This is a genomic window from Laribacter hongkongensis DSM 14985 (assembly GCF_000423285.1).
GTDB classification, from domain to species: Bacteria; Pseudomonadota; Gammaproteobacteria; order Burkholderiales; family Aquaspirillaceae; genus Laribacter; species Laribacter hongkongensis.
The window spans coordinates 64,379-85,433 of record NZ_AUHR01000015.1 but is presented as its reverse complement, the minus strand read 5'-3'; the positions used below and the strand labels follow the sequence as shown (position 1 = coordinate 85,433).

General features: G+C 54.6%; 17 protein-coding genes, 6 pseudogenes and 1 other annotated feature. Of the genes and pseudogenes, 7 read left to right on the top strand and 16 right to left on the bottom strand.

Annotation, left to right across the window (positions count from 1 at the left end):
- From G542_RS16770 to G542_RS18545, 7 genes and pseudogenes are all read left to right on the top strand, one after another.
- Positions 1-393: pseudogene (locus G542_RS16770) on the top strand (DDE-type integrase/transposase/recombinase); the annotation flags it as partial.
- 156 nt (positions 394-549) lie between these two features.
- Positions 550-3,570, top strand: a complete 3,021-nt coding sequence (locus tag G542_RS18085; RefSeq protein WP_081666826.1) for a tetratricopeptide repeat protein — start codon at positions 550-552, stop codon at positions 3,568-3,570.
- Positions 3,571-3,654: 84 nt separating this feature from the next.
- A complete protein-coding gene (locus tag G542_RS0111700) occupies positions 3,655-4,479 on the top strand; it encodes a flagellin N-terminal helical domain-containing protein (protein ID WP_027824213.1) in 825 nt (274 codons plus the stop codon).
- A gap of 88 nt (positions 4,480-4,567) precedes the next feature.
- Positions 4,568-4,975: a flagellar protein FlaG gene (locus G542_RS16765; RefSeq protein ID WP_051190041.1), complete on the top strand. Its 408-nt coding sequence runs from the start codon at positions 4,568-4,570 to the stop codon at positions 4,973-4,975.
- Positions 4,976-5,063: 88 nt separating this feature from the next.
- Positions 5,064-6,338, top strand: a complete 1,275-nt coding sequence (fliD, locus tag G542_RS0111690; protein WP_027824212.1) for a flagellar filament capping protein FliD — start codon at positions 5,064-5,066, stop codon at positions 6,336-6,338.
- 34 nt (positions 6,339-6,372) lie between these two features.
- A complete protein-coding gene (fliS, locus tag G542_RS16760) occupies positions 6,373-6,813 on the top strand; it encodes a flagellar export chaperone FliS (protein ID WP_051190040.1) in 441 nt (146 codons plus the stop codon).
- The gene (locus tag G542_RS18545) at positions 6,794-7,132 is read left to right on the top strand and encodes a hypothetical protein (RefSeq protein ID WP_155826678.1); all 339 of its coding nucleotides are present in this window, start codon (positions 6,794-6,796) and stop codon (positions 7,130-7,132) included. Before fliS ends, G542_RS18545 begins: the two co-directional genes overlap by 20 nt.
- 249 nt (positions 7,133-7,381) lie before the next feature.
- Here the strand turns inward: G542_RS18545 and G542_RS16755 are convergent.
- The 16 genes and pseudogenes from G542_RS16755 to G542_RS0111590 all read right to left on the bottom strand — a co-directional run.
- Positions 7,382-7,861: pseudogene (locus tag G542_RS16755) on the bottom strand (IS3 family transposase); the annotation flags it as partial.
- Between the two features lie 39 nt (positions 7,862-7,900).
- Positions 7,901-9,123 (bottom strand): IS3 family transposase gene (locus tag G542_RS0111675; protein ID WP_155826676.1). Its coding sequence is split into 2 segments (ribosomal slippage): positions 7,901-8,841 and positions 8,841-9,123, totalling 1,224 coding nucleotides; the frame shifts between segments, so codons are not numbered across the junction.
- Positions 8,729-8,845, bottom strand: a sequence feature (AL1L pseudoknot). (Overlaps the previous gene by 117 nt.)
- A gap of 42 nt (positions 9,124-9,165) precedes the next feature.
- A pseudogene (locus tag G542_RS0111665) lies at positions 9,166-10,286 on the bottom strand (IS3 family transposase).
- 94 nt (positions 10,287-10,380) lie between these two features.
- A pseudogene (locus G542_RS19265) lies at positions 10,381-10,867 on the bottom strand (transposase); the annotation flags it as partial.
- Positions 10,868-10,905: 38 nt separating this feature from the next.
- Positions 10,906-11,262, bottom strand: a pseudogene (locus G542_RS16745) (integrase core domain-containing protein); the annotation flags it as partial.
- A gap of 30 nt (positions 11,263-11,292) precedes the next feature.
- Positions 11,293-12,515, bottom strand: a protein-coding gene (locus G542_RS0111645; RefSeq protein ID WP_373279782.1) for an IS3 family transposase whose coding sequence is annotated in 2 segments (ribosomal slippage) — positions 11,293-12,176 and positions 12,176-12,515 — 1,224 coding nt in all. Because the reading frame shifts where the segments join, the coding sequence is not laid out codon by codon here.
- Between the two features lie 70 nt (positions 12,516-12,585).
- Positions 12,586-13,113, bottom strand: a pseudogene (locus G542_RS16740) (IS3 family transposase); the annotation flags it as partial.
- A 29-nt stretch (positions 13,114-13,142) separates the two neighbouring features.
- Positions 13,143-13,457 carry a transposase gene (locus G542_RS0111630; protein WP_081666823.1) on the bottom strand — a complete coding sequence of 105 codons (315 nt, stop codon included), beginning with the start codon at positions 13,455-13,457 and terminating at the stop codon, positions 13,143-13,145.
- 39 nt (positions 13,458-13,496) lie between these two features.
- Positions 13,497-14,738: an N-acetyl sugar amidotransferase gene (locus G542_RS0111625; protein ID WP_027824202.1), complete on the bottom strand. Its 1,242-nt coding sequence runs from the start codon at positions 14,736-14,738 to the stop codon at positions 13,497-13,499.
- Positions 14,738-15,589: an imidazole glycerol phosphate synthase subunit HisF gene (gene hisF, locus G542_RS0111620; protein WP_211218824.1), complete on the bottom strand. Its 852-nt coding sequence runs from the start codon at positions 15,587-15,589 to the stop codon at positions 14,738-14,740. Before hisF ends, G542_RS0111625 begins: the two co-directional genes overlap by 1 nt.
- Before the next feature lie 8 nt (positions 15,590-15,597).
- Positions 15,598-16,230 carry an imidazole glycerol phosphate synthase subunit HisH gene (gene hisH / locus G542_RS0111615; RefSeq protein ID WP_027824200.1) on the bottom strand — a complete coding sequence of 211 codons (633 nt, stop codon included), beginning with the start codon at positions 16,228-16,230 and terminating at the stop codon, positions 15,598-15,600.
- Entirely contained in the window at positions 16,227-17,357 is a 1,131-nt protein-coding gene (locus G542_RS0111610; RefSeq protein WP_027824199.1) for an N-acetyl sugar amidotransferase, read from the bottom strand. Before G542_RS0111610 ends, hisH begins: the two co-directional genes overlap by 4 nt.
- Positions 17,354-18,232, bottom strand: coding sequence for a hypothetical protein (locus tag G542_RS0111605; RefSeq protein WP_027824198.1), 879 nt, complete (start codon positions 18,230-18,232; stop codon positions 17,354-17,356). Before G542_RS0111605 ends, G542_RS0111610 begins: the two co-directional genes overlap by 4 nt.
- A complete protein-coding gene (locus tag G542_RS0111600) occupies positions 18,222-18,758 on the bottom strand; it encodes a GNAT family N-acetyltransferase (RefSeq protein WP_027824197.1) in 537 nt (178 codons plus the stop codon). Before G542_RS0111600 ends, G542_RS0111605 begins: the two co-directional genes overlap by 11 nt.
- 27 nt (positions 18,759-18,785) lie before the next feature.
- Positions 18,786-20,057, bottom strand: coding sequence for a DegT/DnrJ/EryC1/StrS family aminotransferase (locus tag G542_RS0111595; RefSeq protein ID WP_027824196.1), 1,272 nt, complete (start codon positions 20,055-20,057; stop codon positions 18,786-18,788).
- Positions 20,045-21,052 carry a Gfo/Idh/MocA family protein gene (locus G542_RS0111590; protein ID WP_027824195.1) on the bottom strand — a complete coding sequence of 336 codons (1,008 nt, stop codon included), beginning with the start codon at positions 21,050-21,052 and terminating at the stop codon, positions 20,045-20,047. The genes G542_RS0111595 and G542_RS0111590 overlap by 13 nt, the downstream gene beginning before the upstream one ends.
- Positions 21,053-21,055: the final 3 nt, after the last annotated feature.

The window sequence follows — 21,055 nt, the reverse complement described above, 5'->3', positions numbered from 1 at the left end:
TTTGCCAGGTCAGGGCGCAGTTACGGCAGCCGACGGCTGTTGAAGGCGTTGCGCGCCAAAGGCTTGCAGATTGGCCGTCATCGGGTTCGTCGGCTGATGCGTGAGCACCGGCTGCGTACTGCTTGGCGACACAAGTTCGTGCATACGACCGACCGCCGACACGGTTTGCCAGTCGCCCCCAACGTGCTGGATCGGCAATTTGATCCGGTTACGCCCAATCGGGCGTGGGTAACCGATATCACCTACGTACGGACCCGTAGTGGTTGGTTGTATCTGGCTGCGGTGATGGATCTGTTCTCGCGCAAGATTGTCGGCTGGGTGATGGCGCCGGGCATGCCTGCCGGACTGGTATGCGCAGCCCTGCGCATGGCCATTGCCCAGCGCCGGCTAGCGGCTATACAGCCCCCCCATCGATGAGCGAGTATTGTTGATACCTGTTTGTTGTGACAAGGGGAAGCCACCTTATTCGGTGGTGGATTTTTGTTACTCAATATTTTGATTTGCTTGTCGATGTAAAATTAACAGAAGCCTACTTGGTGATCTATATCCATGATAGCTATTGGAAACAATATATTGAAAACAGGATCACCAGAAATTGATTTCATAATTAACGAACCCTCAAATTTAGGAGATGGTATGACCGAGCATGCTGTATCAATAGAGATGTCACTTGAAGAGGCAAGGTTAATATTTAATGCTGGCCGCTTTGATGATGCCGCCAAGCTTTACCTACAGCTAATTAACTCCACCAAAGATGTTGAAAAATTTGAGGCTCAGTTTGGATTGGGAATGTCGTACTACCAACTTGGAAAATATGCAGATGCGTTTCAAGTGGTCTGTAGTTTGGCAGATGTTGTTTCAGAGCCATGTGTGTATGAGCTTGCCCTTGAGGTAGCTTATCATTCCGGACGAATGAATTATTTCCATCTACACGCCCCCCAATGGTATGAGAAGACGCAAGATATTCGTTTGATAGCCCACGCAGTTCGATCGCATCGATTTAAAGGTAATTGGTTAAAGGGGGTTGCACTTGTTGATGGCGCCATAAGTTCAGGCGTGGAAAGCATTGAATTAAATTGCGAAGCATTAATGATGCAGATTGACAGTCCTTATATTGATAGCAAGAATGCCTTTGATGTTCTAATGAAGTCATGGCAAGATACGCTGCACCCCCAAGTTGGATTTGCACTTGCATATGCATGCATTAGACTCGGGCGAGTCGATAAAGCAGTAGAGGTACTGGATTCGCTAGGTGAAAAAAGTTTTAATGGAGATTTCCTCTTTTTAAGAGGATGGTGTCACGCATTAAAAGGTGATATTTTAAAGTCCGAACAATTGATATCTATGATTCTTGAAAAAGATGGCCATCTGGATAATGGCAATCCATATTGGTTGATTTTTTTAAGTAGCTATTATTTATTGCATTCAAGGTGGAATGCCGCAGCTGTTGAGCTAGCGAGACTATTAAACGGTAATGAAGGACTTTATTTGGAGAGCCGATTATTTGCTGATTTGCTATTACGTAAAATACATAATTATGATCAGGCTTATGTTGCCTACATGAAGATTGCCGCAGTTAATGCGGCTTCTGGCGAGGACCTGATGGATATGGCATGGATTAGTTATGGAAAGGGAGATATTGATGAATGCACTAGATTGATTGGTATAATTGAAAATTTCTTTGGACAAAATGAGGAGTCCTCAGCCGCGCGGCTTTTACTGGCGATGGAGAGAAAAGAGTTTTTAGCATCAATAGAAAACGTCGGAATATTGGCTAGCGGAAAAGGAATATTCTCTATTTATTACCGGGCAATATTAGCTTCAGCGAGGGGTAATTTTTCTGATGCATACAATCTATTGATGGAGGGGCTTGCTATCTATCCATCAGATCGATTGCTTGGGATTGCATTGACTGCAGTATTGATTGAAATGTCAAGACATGAAAAAGCATTGGAATGTGCGGAAAATTTTCTAAAAAAAGCCCCCGCTGATTTTTCATTAAGATCAATGGCTCTGTACTGCACAGCCATTTTAGGTGATGCAGGCGCAATGTCATTTCATGACGAGCAGATGGCATTTTATTGCGCCGACCAATATGAAGAGTGGCTAAAAGAGAAGACAAAAGGTGATGACGCGGGTTGCGCTTATATTTTATATTGTCAGTTCTTAGTGAGTAAGCTTAGCTTGTTTCGATCTGTAGATGAAATTGAGTCATTCGTAAAGTCAGCGGAGAGGTATTTTGAATTTTGCGAGAAAGGTTTGGGTCGCGCACTTCTTTCCAATATTTTTTGCCTACTTTTAGCGCTGGATGATGATGTTCGATGTGCAGAGTTTTTGGATAAGTATTCATATCTAACATGGGATGATTCGCTGCTTGCTCGTTATCATTGCCGGTTTTCCCGCTATGAAGTAGCGGAGAAATATGCATTAAAGGCTATTCAAAACAATCGAAATATCGTTAGTTATGATGTTCTCATAAAATTATACATGCATATGGGGTGTAAATTTGATGTCGTTGATGAATTATTACGCGAAGCATTAAGTCTTTACCCAGAAAACAAGAGAATTCAATGGAATGCTGCCTTAGTGTATCAGTCTATGGGGTATGTTATTGAGGCTGATCGATATTATGGAGTAGGGCTTGATCTTGGGGTGCGTAGCCCTCGCAAGTTTATAGCACCTCTTTGGAATGGCGAATCGCTTTTTGGCAAAAAACTACTCTTGTGGCGTGAGCAAGGCGTTGGGGATGAAATCTATGCCATCCAATGGTATGCGGATATAATAAACCTTGCAAAACAGCAAGGGGGGAAAATCAAGATCGAGTGTGACAAGCGCCTTGAGAGGGTGCTAAAAAGAAATTTTCCTAGGGTTGAGATTGAAGCGGCAAACTTAGCTGACGATTTGTCTCGATCTGATTTTGATTTTCATTTGCCTGTTTTTGACTTAAGGAAGCATTTTTTTAAGAGTTATCCATCTGAGGTATTTCGAAAAAGGCATATCAAAGCAGACATTGAACACTCTCGCACCTGGAAGGATAGAGTTTCAAATCTACCGGGAAGACTAAAGGTTGGTATTTGTTGGAAAAGTGGATTGCATAATGCTGATAGAGATAAATACTATGCTTCCATAGAGGATCTAGCGCCTCTATTTGAAATCCCAAATATTTCTTGGGTGATGCTGAATTATTCTGAGTACCAAGAAGATGCAGCTTATTTGTTTGAAAGATTTGGGGTTACTGTTCACATGTGGGATGATTTGGATCTCAAAAATGATTTTGAGGGATGTGCTGCACTGATTGAAAATCTTGATTTAGTAATTTCTGCTGGGTCAACTCCAGGTATGTTTGCCAATATATTGGGAGTGCCTGTATGGTTTTTTGCATACGGCGCTCCTTGTGTTGCATCGGAACCAACATATTATCGGTATGATAACTACCCTGCACTCACATGGTTACGCCACTACTCAGAGAGTTACAGGGAACTGTTTGTGAGAATGGCACAGGCCTTGAGGGAAAAGGGGGTGATCGCAGCACCTTTGCATGATGAAAAATTAAAGTTTGTAGATGTCTGACCGATAACACGAATAGATCGGTTGGTTGATCTATATTTCAGCCGGTGTGAGCAAGAGCTTCTTACCCAATTTTGGAGAGTAACCATGGCCCTCTTTGTCAATACCAATGTCTCGTCTTTGAATGCGCAGCGTAACCTGAACACCTCAACGGATGCGCTGTCCACCTCTCTGCAGCGTTTGTCCAGTGGTTTGCGTGTGAACAGTGCAAAGGACGATGCTGCAGGTCTGGCAATTGCCTCAGGGATGACGTCGCAAATTCGTGGCGGTAACCAAGCCATACGCAATGCCAATGATGCTCTTTCATTGGCCCAGACTGCTGAAGGTGTTCTGGGGCAGATGGAAAGCAATACCCAACGTATGCGTGAGTTGTCGGTGCAAGCCGCTAATGCTACTACGTCGACCGCTAACTTTGCACAGATCAAGCTGGAGCTTGATTCGCTAGCTGCTGAAAATAGTCGCTTGTTGAGTGGCTCGAAGTTTAATGGGCAGGCACTGTTTGATCCTACAAACACTAAGTCATTCACCTTTCAAGTGGGAGCGGGCACTACTGCTGATAACCAGATCACAGTACAGATGGCAAGTGCAGCTTTTAGTCAGGCAGCAACTACAGTTACCTTGGCAACTGCAGGAGATGCACTTACTGCAATCAATATGTTGGATGTCGACTTGGCGAATATTTCCAATATGCGTGCTAACTTGGGTGCTGCCCAGAACCGCTTCTCGGCAGTGGTCTCGAATCTTCAGAGTTTTGTGGAAAACCTTTCAGCCTCTAAGAGCCGCATTATGGATACCGACTTTGCTGCAGAAACTGCCAATATGACGCGTAACCAGATCATCCAGCAAGCTGGTACCGCCATGCTATCGCAGGCTAACCAGTTGCCGAACGCTGCAATGAGCCTTTTGCGTTAACTAGGTTCGATTAATACAAGGCCGCTCGGGTGAATGATATGTGCTCGGGCGGTTTTTCATTCTGACCATATTTGAACGGAGCAATGTCATGCAGGTTTTACCCAATCAACCTAGTGTCACGGTATCGAGTCAGGGCGATATTGCGAGATTCGATTATCTCGTACCGATGGCCGGGCGCAAACCAAGCATCCAATCGGAAACAGCTAAGGCGGTACCGTTAACGGGAGATGCTGCCAAGCCCGCCCTGACCGCTGAGTATGAAAAGCCTATAAATCAAAATGAAACGAAAGAGGTTGTGGATTCACTCAATTACACTATGGGTTTAATGAAAAGTGATCTGTTGTTTACTATTGATGACGACACTAAATTGAAGTTGGTCAAGATTGTCGACAAGGAAACAAAGGAAGTAATCCGGCAGATTCCAAGCGAGGAAATTGTAAGGTTCGTCAAAGTATTTGACGAGTTGCGGGGCGTACTGCTTTCAGAAAAAGTGTAACTTGCGAGAGAATTCTCACAAGAGTCGCATCTGGGCGGTTGTTTTGAGTGTTTTCAGTGACTCGTTTTAAGTCAACTAGGAGGTTGTGATGGGAATCAGCTCTGCTGGCGTAGGTTCTGGCTTAGATTTGGAAGGTATTATCAGTAGCCTGATGGCAATAGAGAAGCGCCCATTGCAAAAACTTGAGCAGCAAAAAAAAGATTTGGATACTCAGGTTTCTGATCTTGGCAAGATTAAAAATGCGCTATCTAGCTTTAAGGAAAAAGCAGCCGCGTTGGGTAGACCGGATTTTTTTAATTCGATTAAAGCAACGGGGAGTGATGATACCGTTGGACGTGTGACGGTAAATGGTGGTGCAGTGCCGGGGATGTACAATGTTTCCGTTACACAGATTGCACAGTCGAGGGTAGACAGTCTGGATGTAAGCAGTCTTTCGCCGGATATCAATGGAAATGTGACGCTACCAGAAAAAATAACTGTGGCGGGGACTGAAATTACTTTAGGCAGCGCGCCTGTTACCATGTCAGTTAAAGACTTGGTTGGTAAAATTAATGCTGAGCCCGGCATGAAAGTATCAGCCGCCCTAGTTAAGTCGTCAGGAGGGGAAAAGATTGTTTTTACCTCAAAGCAGAGCGGTGAAGTCGCTGGCTATTCTGATACGGATTTTAATTTCGGAGCTGGTATTACGGTTCAAAACAACCAGCCGGGCAAAGATGCAGTGGTTAATGTAAACGGAGTGGTCGTTAAAAGCGCAGGCAACAAAATTGATGATGTTATTCCCGGGGTAAGCCTTTCAATTAGTAAGATTGGAAGCTTCTCTGTTAATGTTGAGCAAGATAATGATGCTATTGCTCAAGGGGTCGAAGACTTTGTTAATGCCTATAACGAAGTAGTGGGACTGACAACTCAAATGTCAACTGGGTCATTCAAGGGTGATGGCCTTATGCGATCGATAAAAGATAATTTGTATTCATCCGTATATCGACCCGAAGGTGCAACCAGCATGGCTCCACTTGCCATGATGGGGGTTGAAGTCGGGGTGGATGGAAAGCTCAAATTTACCAAGAGTAAATTCGAGAAGGCATTTAAAGATGATCCAGATACCGTTAAAAAGAATTTGACCGCGACTTCTGCGCAGATAAATAAAATGGTCGATTCCATGCTCCATGACGGTGGGCTAGTGGATGGTCGGCAAGAAGTATTGGACAGCAGGATAAAAACAAATCAGAATCAGCAGGATAGCATGAATGTGCGTCTTGAAAAAACAGAGGCGGCACTGAGGAAGCAATACACCGCATTGGATGTTGCTCTGGCTAAAATGCAGCAGTCACTTTCCCGCATGAAGAGCATGCTCCGCTTGTGATATTGCGTAATTTCAGGTGAATGTGGTCAGGTTTATGCAAAGAAATCTTCGGCAATTTACACGTGTATATGAAAATGATGTCTTGGAAGCTAGGCTCTTGGGAGCCAACCCTGCCGAATTGGTGGAAATGCTGTATGCAGGAGCAATCCGTTCGATTCGAGAAGCTTCCTTGGCTATTGAGGCGGGGCAGTACACCAAAAAAGGAGCATGTTTGAACAGGGCACTGGATATCATTAGCGAGCTTGAAATCACCTTGGATCATGCTCGTGGAGGAGAAATCTCAGTAAATCTTGCTGCGCTGTACGATTATGCGAAGCGCCGCTTGATGGAAGGATCCTCCTCGAATATCCAAGGTAAGTTGGACGAAGTCGCTGTTTTGCTGGAAACTGTTAGAGAGGCATGGGAAGAATTGGGGCACCAGCAACGAGCCGGTGGTAAAGGGCTAGGGAGCAATCATGGCGCCGTTACTGTCTAAACCTGTAGCTTCTTCAGTACTGCTGGATGATCTTGAGTCGAGCCTAATAGCCTTGGAGAATCTTCATTCTGCGGTTGACATGGAGCGCTTTAGTGCACAGTTAAATGCGTTTTTTCGGGCTGAACAGGTGCTAGGCTCTTTTCTTGAAAACCATCTGCTTGATGTATTAGCCAAGCATCGTCTGCAGGTTGTAGTTAATCGGTTTTCCCTGTTGATGGAGGCGGTAGAAGTGCGGCGTGATTATGTGGGGGGGCAACTTGCTGAGCTGACAAATAGGGATCGCCAAGTAGCTCGGATTAATCGGGCTTATAGAAGCTAGTTGTGTAACCCCAGTACGTTGTTCAGTGAAAGTACGACACGCTGAAGGCTATTCAGCGGCTTGTAATGGAGACAGGTATGCTACCTGTACCTGTTAGTGATGCAGAGTGCACCGCTCTCTGTCTGGGGCTGTCATGGATCCAAGCGTAGGTTAACTCGCGCAAAGTTGCCTAAATAATACGCTCGGGAGCTGTAGCCTCGAGTCCGATAGTTTTTGGACTGTCCCGGGGTCAGTAGACAAACTCCTACCTCACGCCGAGGCCCGCTCAAAGGCCTCGGGACTGATGCCGCCCAGGTGACTGTGGCAGCGGGTTCGATTGTAAAAAGCTTCGATGTAATCGAATACATCTGACTTGGCCAGGTCGCGGGTTTTGTAAATCCGTTTGCAGATACGCTCCTTCTTCAAGCTGCTGAAGAAGAACTCTGCCACGGCATTATCCTGGCAGTTGCCACGTCGACTCATGCTGGGTTCAAGGTTGCGGGAGAGGCAGAAACGGCGCCAGTCATCACTGCCATATTGCGAGCCCTGATCTGAATGGACCAGCTCGCGACCAGCAGGTTTGCGCCGCTACAGTGCTATCAGCAGCGCATCCAACGCCAATTTACGGCTCAATGTCGGTTTCATTGACCAGCCCACCACCTTGCGTGAGAACAAGTCGATCACCACCGCCAGATACAGCCAGCCCTGCCAGGTACGGATGCAAGTAATGTCCGTCACCCAGGTCTGGTCTGAACCACCCCGAGTTTCGCGGAGGCCATTTTGTGTGAGTCAGGCCGGCACGGCCTGCTCGCTCAGACTGCGGTAGTAGTTTGCTTCAGCCTCCGCCGGAGGAATGTAGCCTGGCGGGGCCAGCAAACAGTGATGATTGAACCACGAAACCCATTCCAGCGTTGCCAACTCCACCGCCTCCATGTTCTTCCATGGCCCGCGACGATGGATGACCTCCGTCTTGTACAGACCGTTGATGGTTTCCGGCAGCGCATTGTCGTAACTGTCTCCGGTACTGCCGACCGAGGGTTCGATACCGGCTTCGGCCAGTCGCCCGGTATAGCGGATCGATACATATTGCGATCCGCAGTCACTGTGATGGATCATCGCATCCCGCATCGGTTGGCGGGCCCAGAGTGCCTGTTCCAGGGCATCCAGCACGAACTCGGTGTGCATGCTGCGGCTGCCCCGCCAGCCGACGATGTAGCGTGCGAACACGTCCACCACGAAAGCCACGCAGACAAAGCCTTGCCAGGTCGAGACGCAGGTAAAGTCGGAGACCCAGAGCTGGTTTGGCCGCTCGGCCACGAATTGCCGGTTTACATGGTCCTGCGGGCACGTGGCGGCCGGGTCTGGCCGAGTCGTCCGCACCGCCTTGCCGCGCGTCACTCCGCGCAAACCCAATCGCCGCATCAGTCGCTCGACCGTACAGCGTGCCGCGTGCTGCCCCTCGCGTTTCAGCTGACGCCAGACCTTGGCCGCACCGTACACCTGATGGTTGAGCTGCCAGACACGATCGATCTTCTCGCTCAATTGTTCGTCACGGATTGCGCGATTGCTGCGTAATGCCGGGTTACGTTGCCGGGCAGCCTGTCTGCGACAGGCCGAAGGGGCGACCTGCAGTACACGGCAGATCGGCTCGATCCCCAATCGCGCCCGGTGGGTATCGATGAAGGCATTCACGACTTGATGCGGCGGTCGAGCTCCGCCTGCGCGAAATACGCGCTGGCCAGACGCAGGATTTCATTGGCTTTCTTCAGCTCACGGACTTCTCGTTCTAGCGCCTTGACCCGGGCGGCCTCCGCACCGGTCGTTCCGGGGCGCTGCCCCGTGTCACGCTCTTGCTGGCGAATCCAGCGTCGCAGGGACTCGGGCGTGCAGCCGATCTTGCCGGCGATGGAGACGATCGCAGCCCACTGCGACTCGTACTGGTCCTTGGCGTCGGACACCATCCGCACGGCGCGCTCGCGGACTTCGGGGGAAAATTTCATTGACTTTGTCATGGCTCCATTCTCTCAAGTGAGGGAGGCGACGTTCCCCCGTTTTCAGTAGCAGCGGGCTTTAGAGTCCGAGCTTAATTTACCTGATTTCTCTGCGAGAGATTCGGCATAGGCTGCTGGCGTCAAACCACCCAGTGCCCTCTTCGGCCTTTCGTTGTTGTATTCCCTACGCCAGGCTTCGATAACGACCTGGGCATGGCGCAGGCTGGTGAACCAGTGTTCATTCAGGCACTCGTCCCGGAAACGCCCGTTGAACGATTCGATGTAAGCGTTCTGATTGGGCTTACCCGGTTCGGTGAGAAAGAGTTGCACACCACGGGCGTGTGCCCAGCTCAACATCGCACGGCTGCAGAATTCCTTGCCGTTATCAGTCCGGATGGCTTTGGGCAAGCCGCGTGTCTTCGCCAGCTTGTCGAGGACGCGCGTCAGATGCAGGCCGCCCATCGCCCGTTCCGGAACAATGGCAACTGCTTCATGCGTGGCATCATCGACCACCGTCAGATTCTTGATGGCACGCCCCTCTGCCGTCCGGTCGAACACAAAGTCCATCGACCAGACCTGGTTGGCGGCCAAGGGGCGGGCCAGTGGGTGACGGTCTGCCACGGGGATTTTCTTGCGCTTGCGCCGGCGAATTTGCAGACCCGCCTCGGCATAAAGCCGATCCACCCGCTTGTGATTGACCACCATGCCGCTCTGCCGCAGCTTCAAATAGATCATGCCGGCACCGTAGCGTCGGTGCCGTTGCGCAAGCGCGATGATCTGCGCTTTCAGGGCGGCATTGCGGTCGGTGGCGGGCTGGTAACGGAATGAACCGGGGCTCATGCCGGCCAGACGCAGTGATCGACGCTCACTGAGCCCTTTGCCCACCAGATGGCGCACCAGCTCCCGCCGTGACGGTGCGCTCACCACTTTTTTCGCAGGGCCTCTTTGGCAATCTCGTTCTCGAGCATCGTTTCGGCCAGGAGCTTCTTCAGCCGCGCATTCTCGGTCTCCAGCTCTTTGAGGCGCTTGGCCTCCTAGACATTCATTCCGCCGAACTTGTTGCGCCAGAGGTAATGGCTGCCTTCCGGGAAAGCGTGCCTGCGGCACAGCTCTGCAATGGGCATGATGGCTTCTGCTTCGCGCAAGAAGCCGATGATCTGTTCTTCGGTGAATCGTTTCTTCATGTCCAATCTCCATGTGGGGTTGATTGGACTCTAAAACTGGGCGCTACTCAATTCCGGGGGGACGTCGGAGCCTCCACGAAACCCGGGGCGATTTACCCGGCACCTGACGCGACCCGTACACCCCGCCACTGGCTCGCCAGGAGTCGCGAATCAACGCCAGCAACCTGGCATCTTCCCTGGCGTGATCAGACTCGGGACGATGCAGCCATTGACAGAAGCCGGCACGGGCAACTTGCAGTAAACGGCACATGGTCGTCAGCGGCCACGTGTGTCGATGCTCGTTCATGAAGCGGTACCTTACCCGGACTCCCTGGCAAAGTACCGAGCGGCTTTTTTTGGAATATCCCGCTCTTCTTCTGTGCGACGCAGTTGCACCTTCAGGCGAAGAATTTCGCTCCCGGCCTCGATCAGCCCGGCAGCCTGTCTCTCCGGGTTGTCCGGGCTGACTGCTTTCACCATTTGTACAGGCTGTGGCTGGAAACCCCAAGCCGGGCGGAAACCTCGGCAACAGAGTAACCGCGCTCAGTGACCTGCTTGACGGCCTCTTCTTTGAATTCAGGGGTGAAACGCTGTGTGCTCATGGACATCCTCCTATGCTCAACTCATAGGGCAGGATTGCCTACAAGAGCCGGGGCAGTCCAAACACCCTATCGGGATGTTTTGTGGCAGTAGTCCGCTCGTAAGCGTTGGGTGACAGATAGCCCAGCTTCGAGTGCAGTCGCTCATCGTTGTAGGAGCCGACGATGTAGTCCGTAACGTCCCGGGTAGCCTCGCCGTGGTTGGCATAATCGCGCTGCCAGATCCGTTCCATCTTCAGGTTCAGGAAGAAGCGCTCCATCACTGCGTTGTCCCAGCAATTTCCTTTGCGTCTCATGCTCACCCGGAGGCCATGCCGGGCCAGCAACGTGCGGTAAGCATCACTGGCGTATTGGCTGCCACGATCCGGGTGGACGACCAACCCTGCAGCCGTGGATTTGCCCCCGTATTACAGGACACTCATTCCCCGTTAGATTGAGATGACCGCCAGGCGTCGAAACTCCCGTGGAGCACGGTATTTCAGCGCACTGTGCGGGTGATGCTCGTTGTAATGCTCAAAGGCAATCCCAAGGTTTCGCAAGGCGGTTGCGGCGTCAGGTTTCGGCATGTGCGCAACATAATCCCGCTTGATGGTCTTCACCAGACTCTCGGCCATCCCGTTGCTCTGCGGGCTACATACCGGTGTCGTCACCGGCACAAGCCCCAGCTCCCGTGCGAACTTGCGGGTGGCCTCTGCCGTATAGGCCGACCCGTTGTCACTCAGCCATTCTATCGGCACCGGGAGTCTGGCCAGACCGAAGCGCTGCTCCACTGCCTCCAGCATGACGTTCCGGACGTCGTCACCCCGGTAGCCGGCAAGACTGGCTACCCAGCTCATGACTTCCCGGTCACAGCAATCCAGCGCAAAGGTGACCCGGAGCTTGTCACCGTCGTCGCATTTGACCTCGAATCCATCGGAGCACCAGCGGGTGTTACTGTTTGCCACGGCCACTCGCCCTTCATGCCGACGCTGCACTCCAGGCTGTTTTATACGACGGCTGAGCAGCAAGGCATGCTGTTTCATCACCCGGTAAACCCGCTTGGCGTTGACCGGTGCTTGCCCAAGCCTTTGCCGCTGACGCCGCAAGAGTCCCCAGGCCCGACGGTAGCCGTAGCTGGGCAAGTCACTGACAAGCGTCTTCAGATCTGCAATCAGGTCAGCATCATCCGGCTGCCGGTATCGGCGACCGTCTCGCCAATCAGCCGTGCGTCGGCTTCGGACCGCCAGATGGGAGCGCGCGATGCCAAGGCAGTCACTGACCTGTTTCACCGGTCGTCCTCCGGCAACAAGGGCAAGCGCGCAATCCATTTTCGCGAGCGGGCAACCTCCACGGCTTCCCTGAGAATTTCCGCTTCCATGGTTTTCTTGCCCAGCAGGCGCTGCAGCTCCCGAATCTGCTTCATGGCCTCGGCCAGCTCCGAGGCCGGCACCACGGCTTCGCCTGCACTGACCGCTGACAGGCGGCCATCCTGATGGAGCTTGCGCCAATGGAAGAGCTGACTCGGGTTGATGCCATGACGGCGGGCCACCAGCGATACAGTCTGGCCAGGCTCGAAGCTTTCCCTGACCATCGCCAGTTTTTCTTCGATGGACCAGCGGCGGCGGCGCTCTGGCCCCAGAACCTCCAGAGAGGATTTTTTAGCGTGAGTCATAAACACAGTCGTATGCCTATCCCTTAGTTTAAGTGGGAACAGGTGTCCTGTGTTTCAGGGGGCTCATCCAAGCCGGCCGGCGCTGGGCAATGGCCATGCGCAGGGCTGCGCATACCAGTCCGGCAGGCATGCCCGGCGCCATCACCCAGCCGACAATCTTGCGCGAGAACAGATCCATCACCGCAGCCAGATACAACCAACCACTACGGGTCCGTACGTAGGTGATGTCGGTTACCCACGCCCGATTGGGCGTAACCGGATCAAATTGCCGATCCAGCACGTTGGGGGCGACTGGCAGACCGTGTCGGCGGTCGGTCGTATGCACGAACTTGTGTCGCCAAGCAGTACGCAGCCGGTGCTCACGCATCAGCCGACGAACCCGATGACGGCCAATCTGCAAGCCTTTGGCGCGCAACGCCTTCAACAGCCGTCGGCTGCCGTAACTGCGCCCTGACCTGGCAAACGCAGTCTGCAGCTTCACGCTCACCGGACAGAGGCGTGGCTCTGCCAGCGCTCGTTGCCGGGCCGCATGGTAGCCGGACCGACTGACCCCGAGCAGCCGGCATGCGTTGGCAATGTCACCGGCCTTCTCCTGCACGCAGGCAATGCTCCGGTAAATCACCTGAGTTACCGGGCGAAGAAGGCCGATGCTTTTTTTAAAATTGCACTGTCCTCACGCAGGCGGCGTACTTCGGCTTCCAGTGCGCGGATGCGCTGCTGCTCGGCAGTCAGCGGTAAGCCCATCCCGGGTAGACCCTGCTGCTCGGCCTCGTATTGGGCAATCCAGCGGCGGACGGCCGTCTCGCCGATGTCCAGATCCCTGCAGACCTGGCTGATGCGCAGGCCCTGTTCCTTGATCATCACGACCTGGAGCTTGAACTCCACGTCGAATGTTCTGCGTTGCCTGGTTATCAATGTTTCCTCGATGGGTGAATGATCCATCTGTCGAGGTGTCCGTGGAAATTAGACCACGACAGATAACTAAATACCTTTGCCTATCAGGATATACCCATCCTCGCGGTCCGAACTTCTGTTCGGCCCAATCTGCCAGAAATCGTCTCCCCGCAACTTGTTTCCGTTATCCACCAACCCCACGCCCAGCAGAGCACGCAATGTCGGATGGATCATTTCCCACTCCCATTCTTGGTTACGTGCCCAGATAGCAGGGGAGCGATGCTGGTCAATCAGGTAATGGAAGGCATTTTCCGTAATGCCCAGCCAGGACAGGAAGTGCGACAGGTGGCGGGGAGGGCGGTGTACATAACGCCGGACCAGGGCCAGGGCATCGGTGCGGGATAGCCGGCCAAGGCGAATTTCCCGGCAGGCATGATCCACTACCTTGCCGTAACCATGCTTGAGGTATTTGATGTAGTCGTGAGTATCGCTGTAGTTCCAGCAATCCACATCGTTGTAGGTATCAAAAGTCCGGGTCTGCGTGCCGGACTCGTAGCCATACAGCGGCATCATCTGTTCATGCTGGGCCCGCGAATCCCAGCGGATGTAGTTGTTCAGGTAAATGCCCCGGATTCCGACCCGCTCCAGTTCACGGTTGTCGGGGTAGGCAAAAGGCATCATGTCCTGCTCGCTGATACCGTCGAAATCGTCGACCAGATCCTCGGCTTCGTAGCCCATCAGATCATGTTCTTTCCGGTATTTCCGGGTCATCTCGACTTCATCCAGGTGGCTGAACATGCCAACTTGGTCCACCCCTTGGTGGGCGCCCCAGATGATCAGGGGGATTTTGAACTTGACGGCAATCTGGACGGGAAAAACCGTTTGCCCGGCCAGACAGTGCCAATAAATGCTGCCAAACCGCCGGAGTGTGCCCCGGGTGATTTTCTTGACGGTTTCCGGGTTGACGGTCTGCGTCATGATGTCGCAATCCAGACGGATGCGGAGGTTGGCGAGATTCCGGACGCCGATGGCCGTGTTGTACTGCTTGTTGTAGGTCACCAGAAGGGGGTTCAGTCCATACACGTTCTTGATGGTATGAACGATGAAGTAGGAATCCCGGGCACCGCTGACGGGGATGACGCAGTCGTAATTGTTGCCCGACCGGTTACGGTATCCCTCCAGTAGCTGGCGCAGTTTTCCGGCGCGTGCCGCCCAGTCGAGCTGGTCTTTTTCTTCGTGAACCCGGCAGCCACTGCACACGCCCTCCTCATCGAACGTGAGGTGCAGGGGGTGGGCGGAGGTATACAGGCAACGGGAACAGACTTGCATCAGATTACCTCCTTCTCGATACGCACGAATCGCATGTCTTCCAGAGTCTGGTCGGATTTTTTCAGCAGGCGGCCGGCGGCATCGAAAGTGCTTCCGGCATAGTCTGCATGGGTGTCATGGCGAACGGGCACGCTGGAGCGAAGGATCGCCTTGGTCGTGGTCACGCTGTGCTCGGTGAAGTGGAAGAAGTTGGCTGCCGCTGCTGCATGCACGGGGGTTTTCCGGAAAACCTCGGCAAAATGCGCGGCAGTGCCGGCTCCCCCGCAGCAGATCACGGGAACTTCTACGGCGGCACAGATTTCCCGGACCAGGGCAAGGTCGAACCCTTGTTTCGAGCCATCCTGATCCACGGAGTTGATGAAGATTTCGCCTGCGCCAAGCGTGACCATGCGGGCGGCAAATTCGTCCGCCGGCAGTGCGGTGGCCTGGCGGGTCGGGTAATCATGCACCCGGTAGCACTCTGCGTGCCTGACCGCGTCAATTGCGGCGACCACACATTGGCTGCCGAAGATGTCTGCCGTATGGGTGAGGAGTTCCGGTGCATGCAGGGCCGCCTGATTGAAGGCGACTTTATCCGCACCGCTGCGGATGAGCGCCCTCACCTGATCGAGGGTTTGAATCCCGCCCCCGATGGTCAGGGGAACAAGGCAATGCCTAGCCACCTGGCGTACCAGCGCCAGGTCCGGGCCCTGTCCGGCTGGCGTGGCAGAAATGTCCAGCAGGACGATTTCATCCACGCCCCACTGGTTAAGGAATTCAACCGCAATCCGCGGACATCCTACGGGCAGGTAGCGGCGAAAGCCGATGCTCTGCACCACGATGCCGTGCCGGACCACCAGGGTCGCCACCACTCTTTTTTTCAGCATTCGTCTATGGCATTGAAGAAGGAACGGAAAAGCTTGAGGCCATTGTTCTGGCTCTTTTCCGGATGGAACTGCACGCCGAAGATGTGGTCCCGCTGGACGGCGGCCACCACTTCGACACCGTATTCACAGTAAGCCAGCACATGCTCGGCCTCGCACTGGAAGTGGTAACTGTGATCAAAGTAAAAATCGGGCGCCTCTCCGAGGCTGCCAAAAAGCGGTTGCTGCCGTACCGGGCGAATATCATTCCAGCCAACATGGGGTACGGCCAGGCCGGCGGGCAATTCCAGCCGGCGAACTACGCCGGGAATCCACCCCAGCCCCTCATGCCGTCCGCCTTCCTCCGAGAAACTGGCCAGTAGCTGCATGCCGACACAAATGCCGAGGAGTGGGCGCTTCCGCCCGAGGACCGCCTCTGCCAGCAGATCGTCCAGCTGGCGCTGTTTCAACTGTCCGGCACACTCGGAAAAGGCGCCCACGCCGGGAAGAATGATGGCGTCGGCGTCATTGAGTGCTTCGGCAGAGGCAGACAAGGCCACTTTGCGGTATCCGAGGGTGGCGACGGCATTCCACACGGAATCAATATTGCCGACACCATAGTCGGCGATGACAATCCTTGGCTGTTTCATAGGCCGACTCCAACCCGGAATTTCGGGGTGTAGCGTCCCAAGCCTTCCTTGATGAAAAGATCGGTGTTGACGGACTGGTCTACCTGTAACCAGAACTCCTCGACCGTGATGCCGATATACCGGGAGAAGCTCTCGATGTAGCGATCCGCGCACTGACCATCATATTGCTCATTGAGGCGAATCCCTTCTTCCCGGGTCATGCGTCCGTTCCGGATATCCTCGTTGACATAATCCGCGACGCGGCCAAAGCCGAATTTCAGATATTTGATCATCTGGTTGAGGGTCACCCAGTCTTCATCCAGGGAGGTCACGCCGACAGGGTCGCCGATCTCCCAGGGCTTTTCCCGGCGGATATCCAGTCCGCGCAGGGCAGCATAGTTGCCATTGTCGATCAGGGACCAATCCTTCCAGAAATAGCCGAGGAATGTGATGCGCAGGTTGGCATCCTCCATTTCCTGTTCGGACGGATAGATATACTGGAGAATTTGCTGGCGCCTGACTTCGTCGCCAAGCAGCCAAGTAACATCGCCGCCTCCCAGGGTATTCATCCGGCGCAGATTGTTACCGTCAGCCCCGCCCTTTCCCATGACGTTGAGATCGCCGAGCTGCAGGGCTGCATTCTCTCCCCACCAGATCAGGGGGATCTGGTAGGCAATGGCCAGCCGGGGAACGCTGCTGAAAAGGGCCAGTTCCGTGGATTTGCACCAGTTGGTGTACTGGAAAAACCCTTTGCGCATCAGCTTGCGCCAGATCTGGGGGGACGGATTGATGTTGATGCAGTCAAAGCCATGGCGAATCATGTTGGAGACGTTGTCGACGCCTCGCTGGGTAACCTGCTCCGGGGGATAGCTGAGATTGACCAAGAGAGGATTCATGCCCAGCACTTCCCGTACGAACAGGGCTTGTCGCGTACTATCCTTGCCGCCACTGACACCAATAATGCAGTCATGACCGGAGTGACTGTTGGCACGCCCGAATGCCACGATGTCCGCCAGTTCGCGCTTGCGTTCCTCCCAGTCCACCGAAGCCAGACTGGCATGGTAGTTGCACGCAGGGCATACCCCATGGTTATCAAACCGGATTCCCGGGCGGGTATCCGGTTGCAGGCACTTCACACAGTATTTCATACGGGCATCAGGTTTCTGAGGTGGACGATACCCTGGTGCGGTAGCACACAGGCCGGTGCCCAGGGCGGCAGGGAGCCGAATACTTTCCGGCCCGTACGCAGGGCAAGGGTCATGGCATACGTCTGGCAGCCGGCTACCCAGCGACACCGGGATAATGCCTCGCTCAGTGAGCCGGAAGCCAGGTGAACGGGGAATGCTTCGCTGTCGCGCAGGAAGGCAAGGTACTTTTCCGGCGCTTCGGAGGGATGAGGGCGCAGATGGATGGCGGTCGAGGGGAGGAGCCCCAGGGCCGGCAGGGATTCAAGGAAAAACCGCAAGGCCTGGAATTCGCCGGGTTCGTTACGTCCCCAGTCAGCGCGGATCGGCTCGAGGAGATAAAGCAGGGTCGAGGGCGTCGTGTCACGCACCGGCTCGACCAAGGCCGCTTCCCGCTCGCCGTAGCAATCCGGCTGGAGGATGACCATTTTTCCCGGGAACAGGGCTCTGGCCATCTTTTCGGCATCTTCATCCACCACCCAGAATTCGTCCGGCAGCACTTCCCGTCCATGACGGACGAAGCGCTCGCGGAAATGGGTCCAGTGATCCATGACGGCAATGGTGCGTATTCCTGCCATCCGGGCTGCTTCCCTGGCATGGTGTTCCAGATCACTGCCCCAGCCGGTACCGGTGATGATGGCTGCCTCGCCCGTTGGCCGGGGCAAACCGGATCGCCGTGGCGTATCCGGGAAATGGCGTTGCCAGATGATGGCGGCCGGGCCTTCGGCTATGACCCATTCCGGTTTCCAGCGGTAGGTTTGCAGCATGGCCGCGATCTGGTTGGCGCCACCCGCATCGTGGCAGACCACCCCGAATGGGAGGGAAGGATCAAAGTGCATCACGAAATTTTCCGAAATAGACAAGATCCTGCGGAATGCCATCGAGCATTTCCTGGGCGGGACGCACAGCCTCTAGGGTCATGCCGGCACGCTCCATGATCCGGACCATCGCCTGATTGCAGCGCATGGCTCCCCCCGTTACCTTGCGGATGCCTGCCGTGTCCAGAAGCCAGTGCAGCAGCGTGTTCCAGGCATCTTGGCCGATCCCCTGTCCCCATGTCGAGCGGCATCCCAGCATGATCCCCATGTCTGCCGTTCCGTGAGGAACCGCAGCATAGGCCGTCATGGTGCCAACCATCCGCCCGTCTGCCTGGCGGAGGATTTTCAGGAACCGGTGAGGGGATCCGTCGAAAGAGGCGACATAGTCCTGGCAGGATGACGGGGAGTGGTGACGAAACCGCTGGTTACTGAAGCGTACCACCTCGGGGTCGTTGAGCCAGCCGACGTATTCTGTGGTGACATCGGCCGGCAAGAAGGGCTGTAGCGTAACAAGACGCCCGGCTAGGGAATCGATAGGAGGGAGCATCTCGGAATAGGACTGTTGAAAGTGAAATCAGCGCAACCGGTCAAGCTGGGACCAGACTTTGCGGAACGCACCCACGATAGCGGCGATGTCATCCCTGTCCAGATCGTGCACACACATGCCGAAGCCCATGTAGGACACATCGTTGAGATGTTCGGCGACCGGGCAGATTCCCTTTTCGTAAGAAACCTGGCGTCGGCAGATATCGGAAGACCAGGGGAAGCCATGCGAGCCAAACGCTATCTTGCGCTGGTAGAGCGGCAGCAGGTGGATGTTCTGGTAGCGCCGGCTGACACCGACGCCTTCAGCGTTGAGTGCATCGCAAATCCGTTCGCGGGAGACGCCCAGCAGCTCCGTATCCAGCTGCATGGGATAGACGTAATAGACATGGGTGCGATCCGCTCCGATGACCGGCGTGCGTAACCCCGGCAACGCCTGCAGCCCGGCGGTAAGGGCCTCGGCCAGCTCCTGCCGTGAGGACACCAGCCCGGACAGCTTCTTGAGCTGCTCCAGTCCCATCGCGCACTCGATCTCTCCAAGCCGGAAATTGTGGCCCACCATATTGGCAATATTGGTGGCGCCCTTGCCCTCCACGACCACTTCCGCATGGTTGCGGATCAACTGGAGACGCTCGGCGATGTCATCATCGTCCGTCACCAGGATGCCGCCTTCGCCGGTATGGATATGCTTGTGGTAATTCAGGCTGTAGCCACCGACATCCGCGCAGGTGCCAGCATGGCGATCCTTGTAGCGTGCGCCGGGTGCCTGGGCCGTGTCGGAAATCACCTTGAGATTGTGCCGGGCCGCCAGTGCCATGATTTCATCCATATCGGCCGATTGGCCGAAGATATCGGCAACCACAATGGCACGGGTATAGGGCGAAATGCAGCATTCGATACTGGCTGGCGTCAGGTTGTAAGTGTCGCGGTCAATATCCGCAAAAACGGGAATGGCATTCCAGTGCAGGATGGCTGTCGCCGTGGCGCTCATGGTCCATGGTGTGACGATGACCTCATCGCCGGGCTCGATGCCGACTGCACCGATAGCCGCGACCAGACCGGAGGTCCAGGAATTCACGGTAACGGCATGCTTGACGCCGAAGTAAGCCGCAGCAGCCCGTTCGAACTCCCGAACCTTGGGGCCGCCCAGGAAATCCTCATGCCAGGCACCGATGAACTGGGACAGTACCCCGCTCTCAATCACCGCTTTGGCGGCCTCGACCTCTTCCGGCCCTAGCGGGTTGTATTTGCGAAACGGCTTCCGGATGGCCTGAGGGCCACCAAAGAGGGCTAAATCGTCCATGACATTCCTTGTATTGAATCTCTTTCCCGGTAGAGCCGCTCCAGCCAGCCTTGCGAGACCAGGGCCTCGTCGCCAGAGCACAGGGGGTGGCGCTCTCCTTGCAAGGCTCGGGCAAGCGCAGACATCACATGTAACTGGTAGTGATCCATGTCATTGGAAATGGACTGAATGTCGCGGGTCAGTCGGCGGTAGCTGGCAAGCCGGGTATCGGCTTCGACACCTTGCCAGAGGATTTCCCCGCCACGCTCGTACCGCAAGCGACCATTTGCCGCCACAATCTCCACGGTGTAATGGGAGAAACACTCCTCCCGGGCGGCGCAAAACAGGGCCGTTCCCCTTTCATGCTCCAGGAGGAAATCGGCATCGGCATCATTGTCTCCGACCCGCCGGCCGGGAGCAATGATCCGCCCGGCGCGGATGGGCCCCAGCCAGTCGGTCATGAGATCCACGAAATGGGAGCCGTTATGCACCATGCCTTTGGAATACCAGACGACTGCTTTGAGTGGGCCGGCTATCCGGCCATCTTCGATGCGATGCCGCACTTCGCGCACGGCGGGGTCGGCACGGCGAATGAAATTGACAAACAGCGAGACCCCCGCCTGCCGGCACGCCAGTACCATGGACTCGCTCTCGGTGACCTGCGGCGACAAGGGCTTTTCGCAGAGAATGGCCCGGGGATGTATCCGGGTCAGCACCGCTTCCACAACGGCAGGATGGGTCGCGGTCGGGCTGGCCACGATGACAACGTCCGCCTGAACCGGGTCTGGCAGATTGGCGATGTGATCATACGCAGGCAGGCCGGTATGGGCCGAAAACTGCTGCCGGAGTGCTGGATCGGGCTCGATGGCTGCCAGCAAGCGGAACCGGGAATGCTGGAGAAGGGCTCGCGTGTGGCTCAGGACATGGGTCATTGCAGGCAGATGGCGGTCATACCCCATGCCAATCTGACCAAGCCCCACCAGAACGGCAGAGAAAGATTCAGGCGGGACGGTCATGGC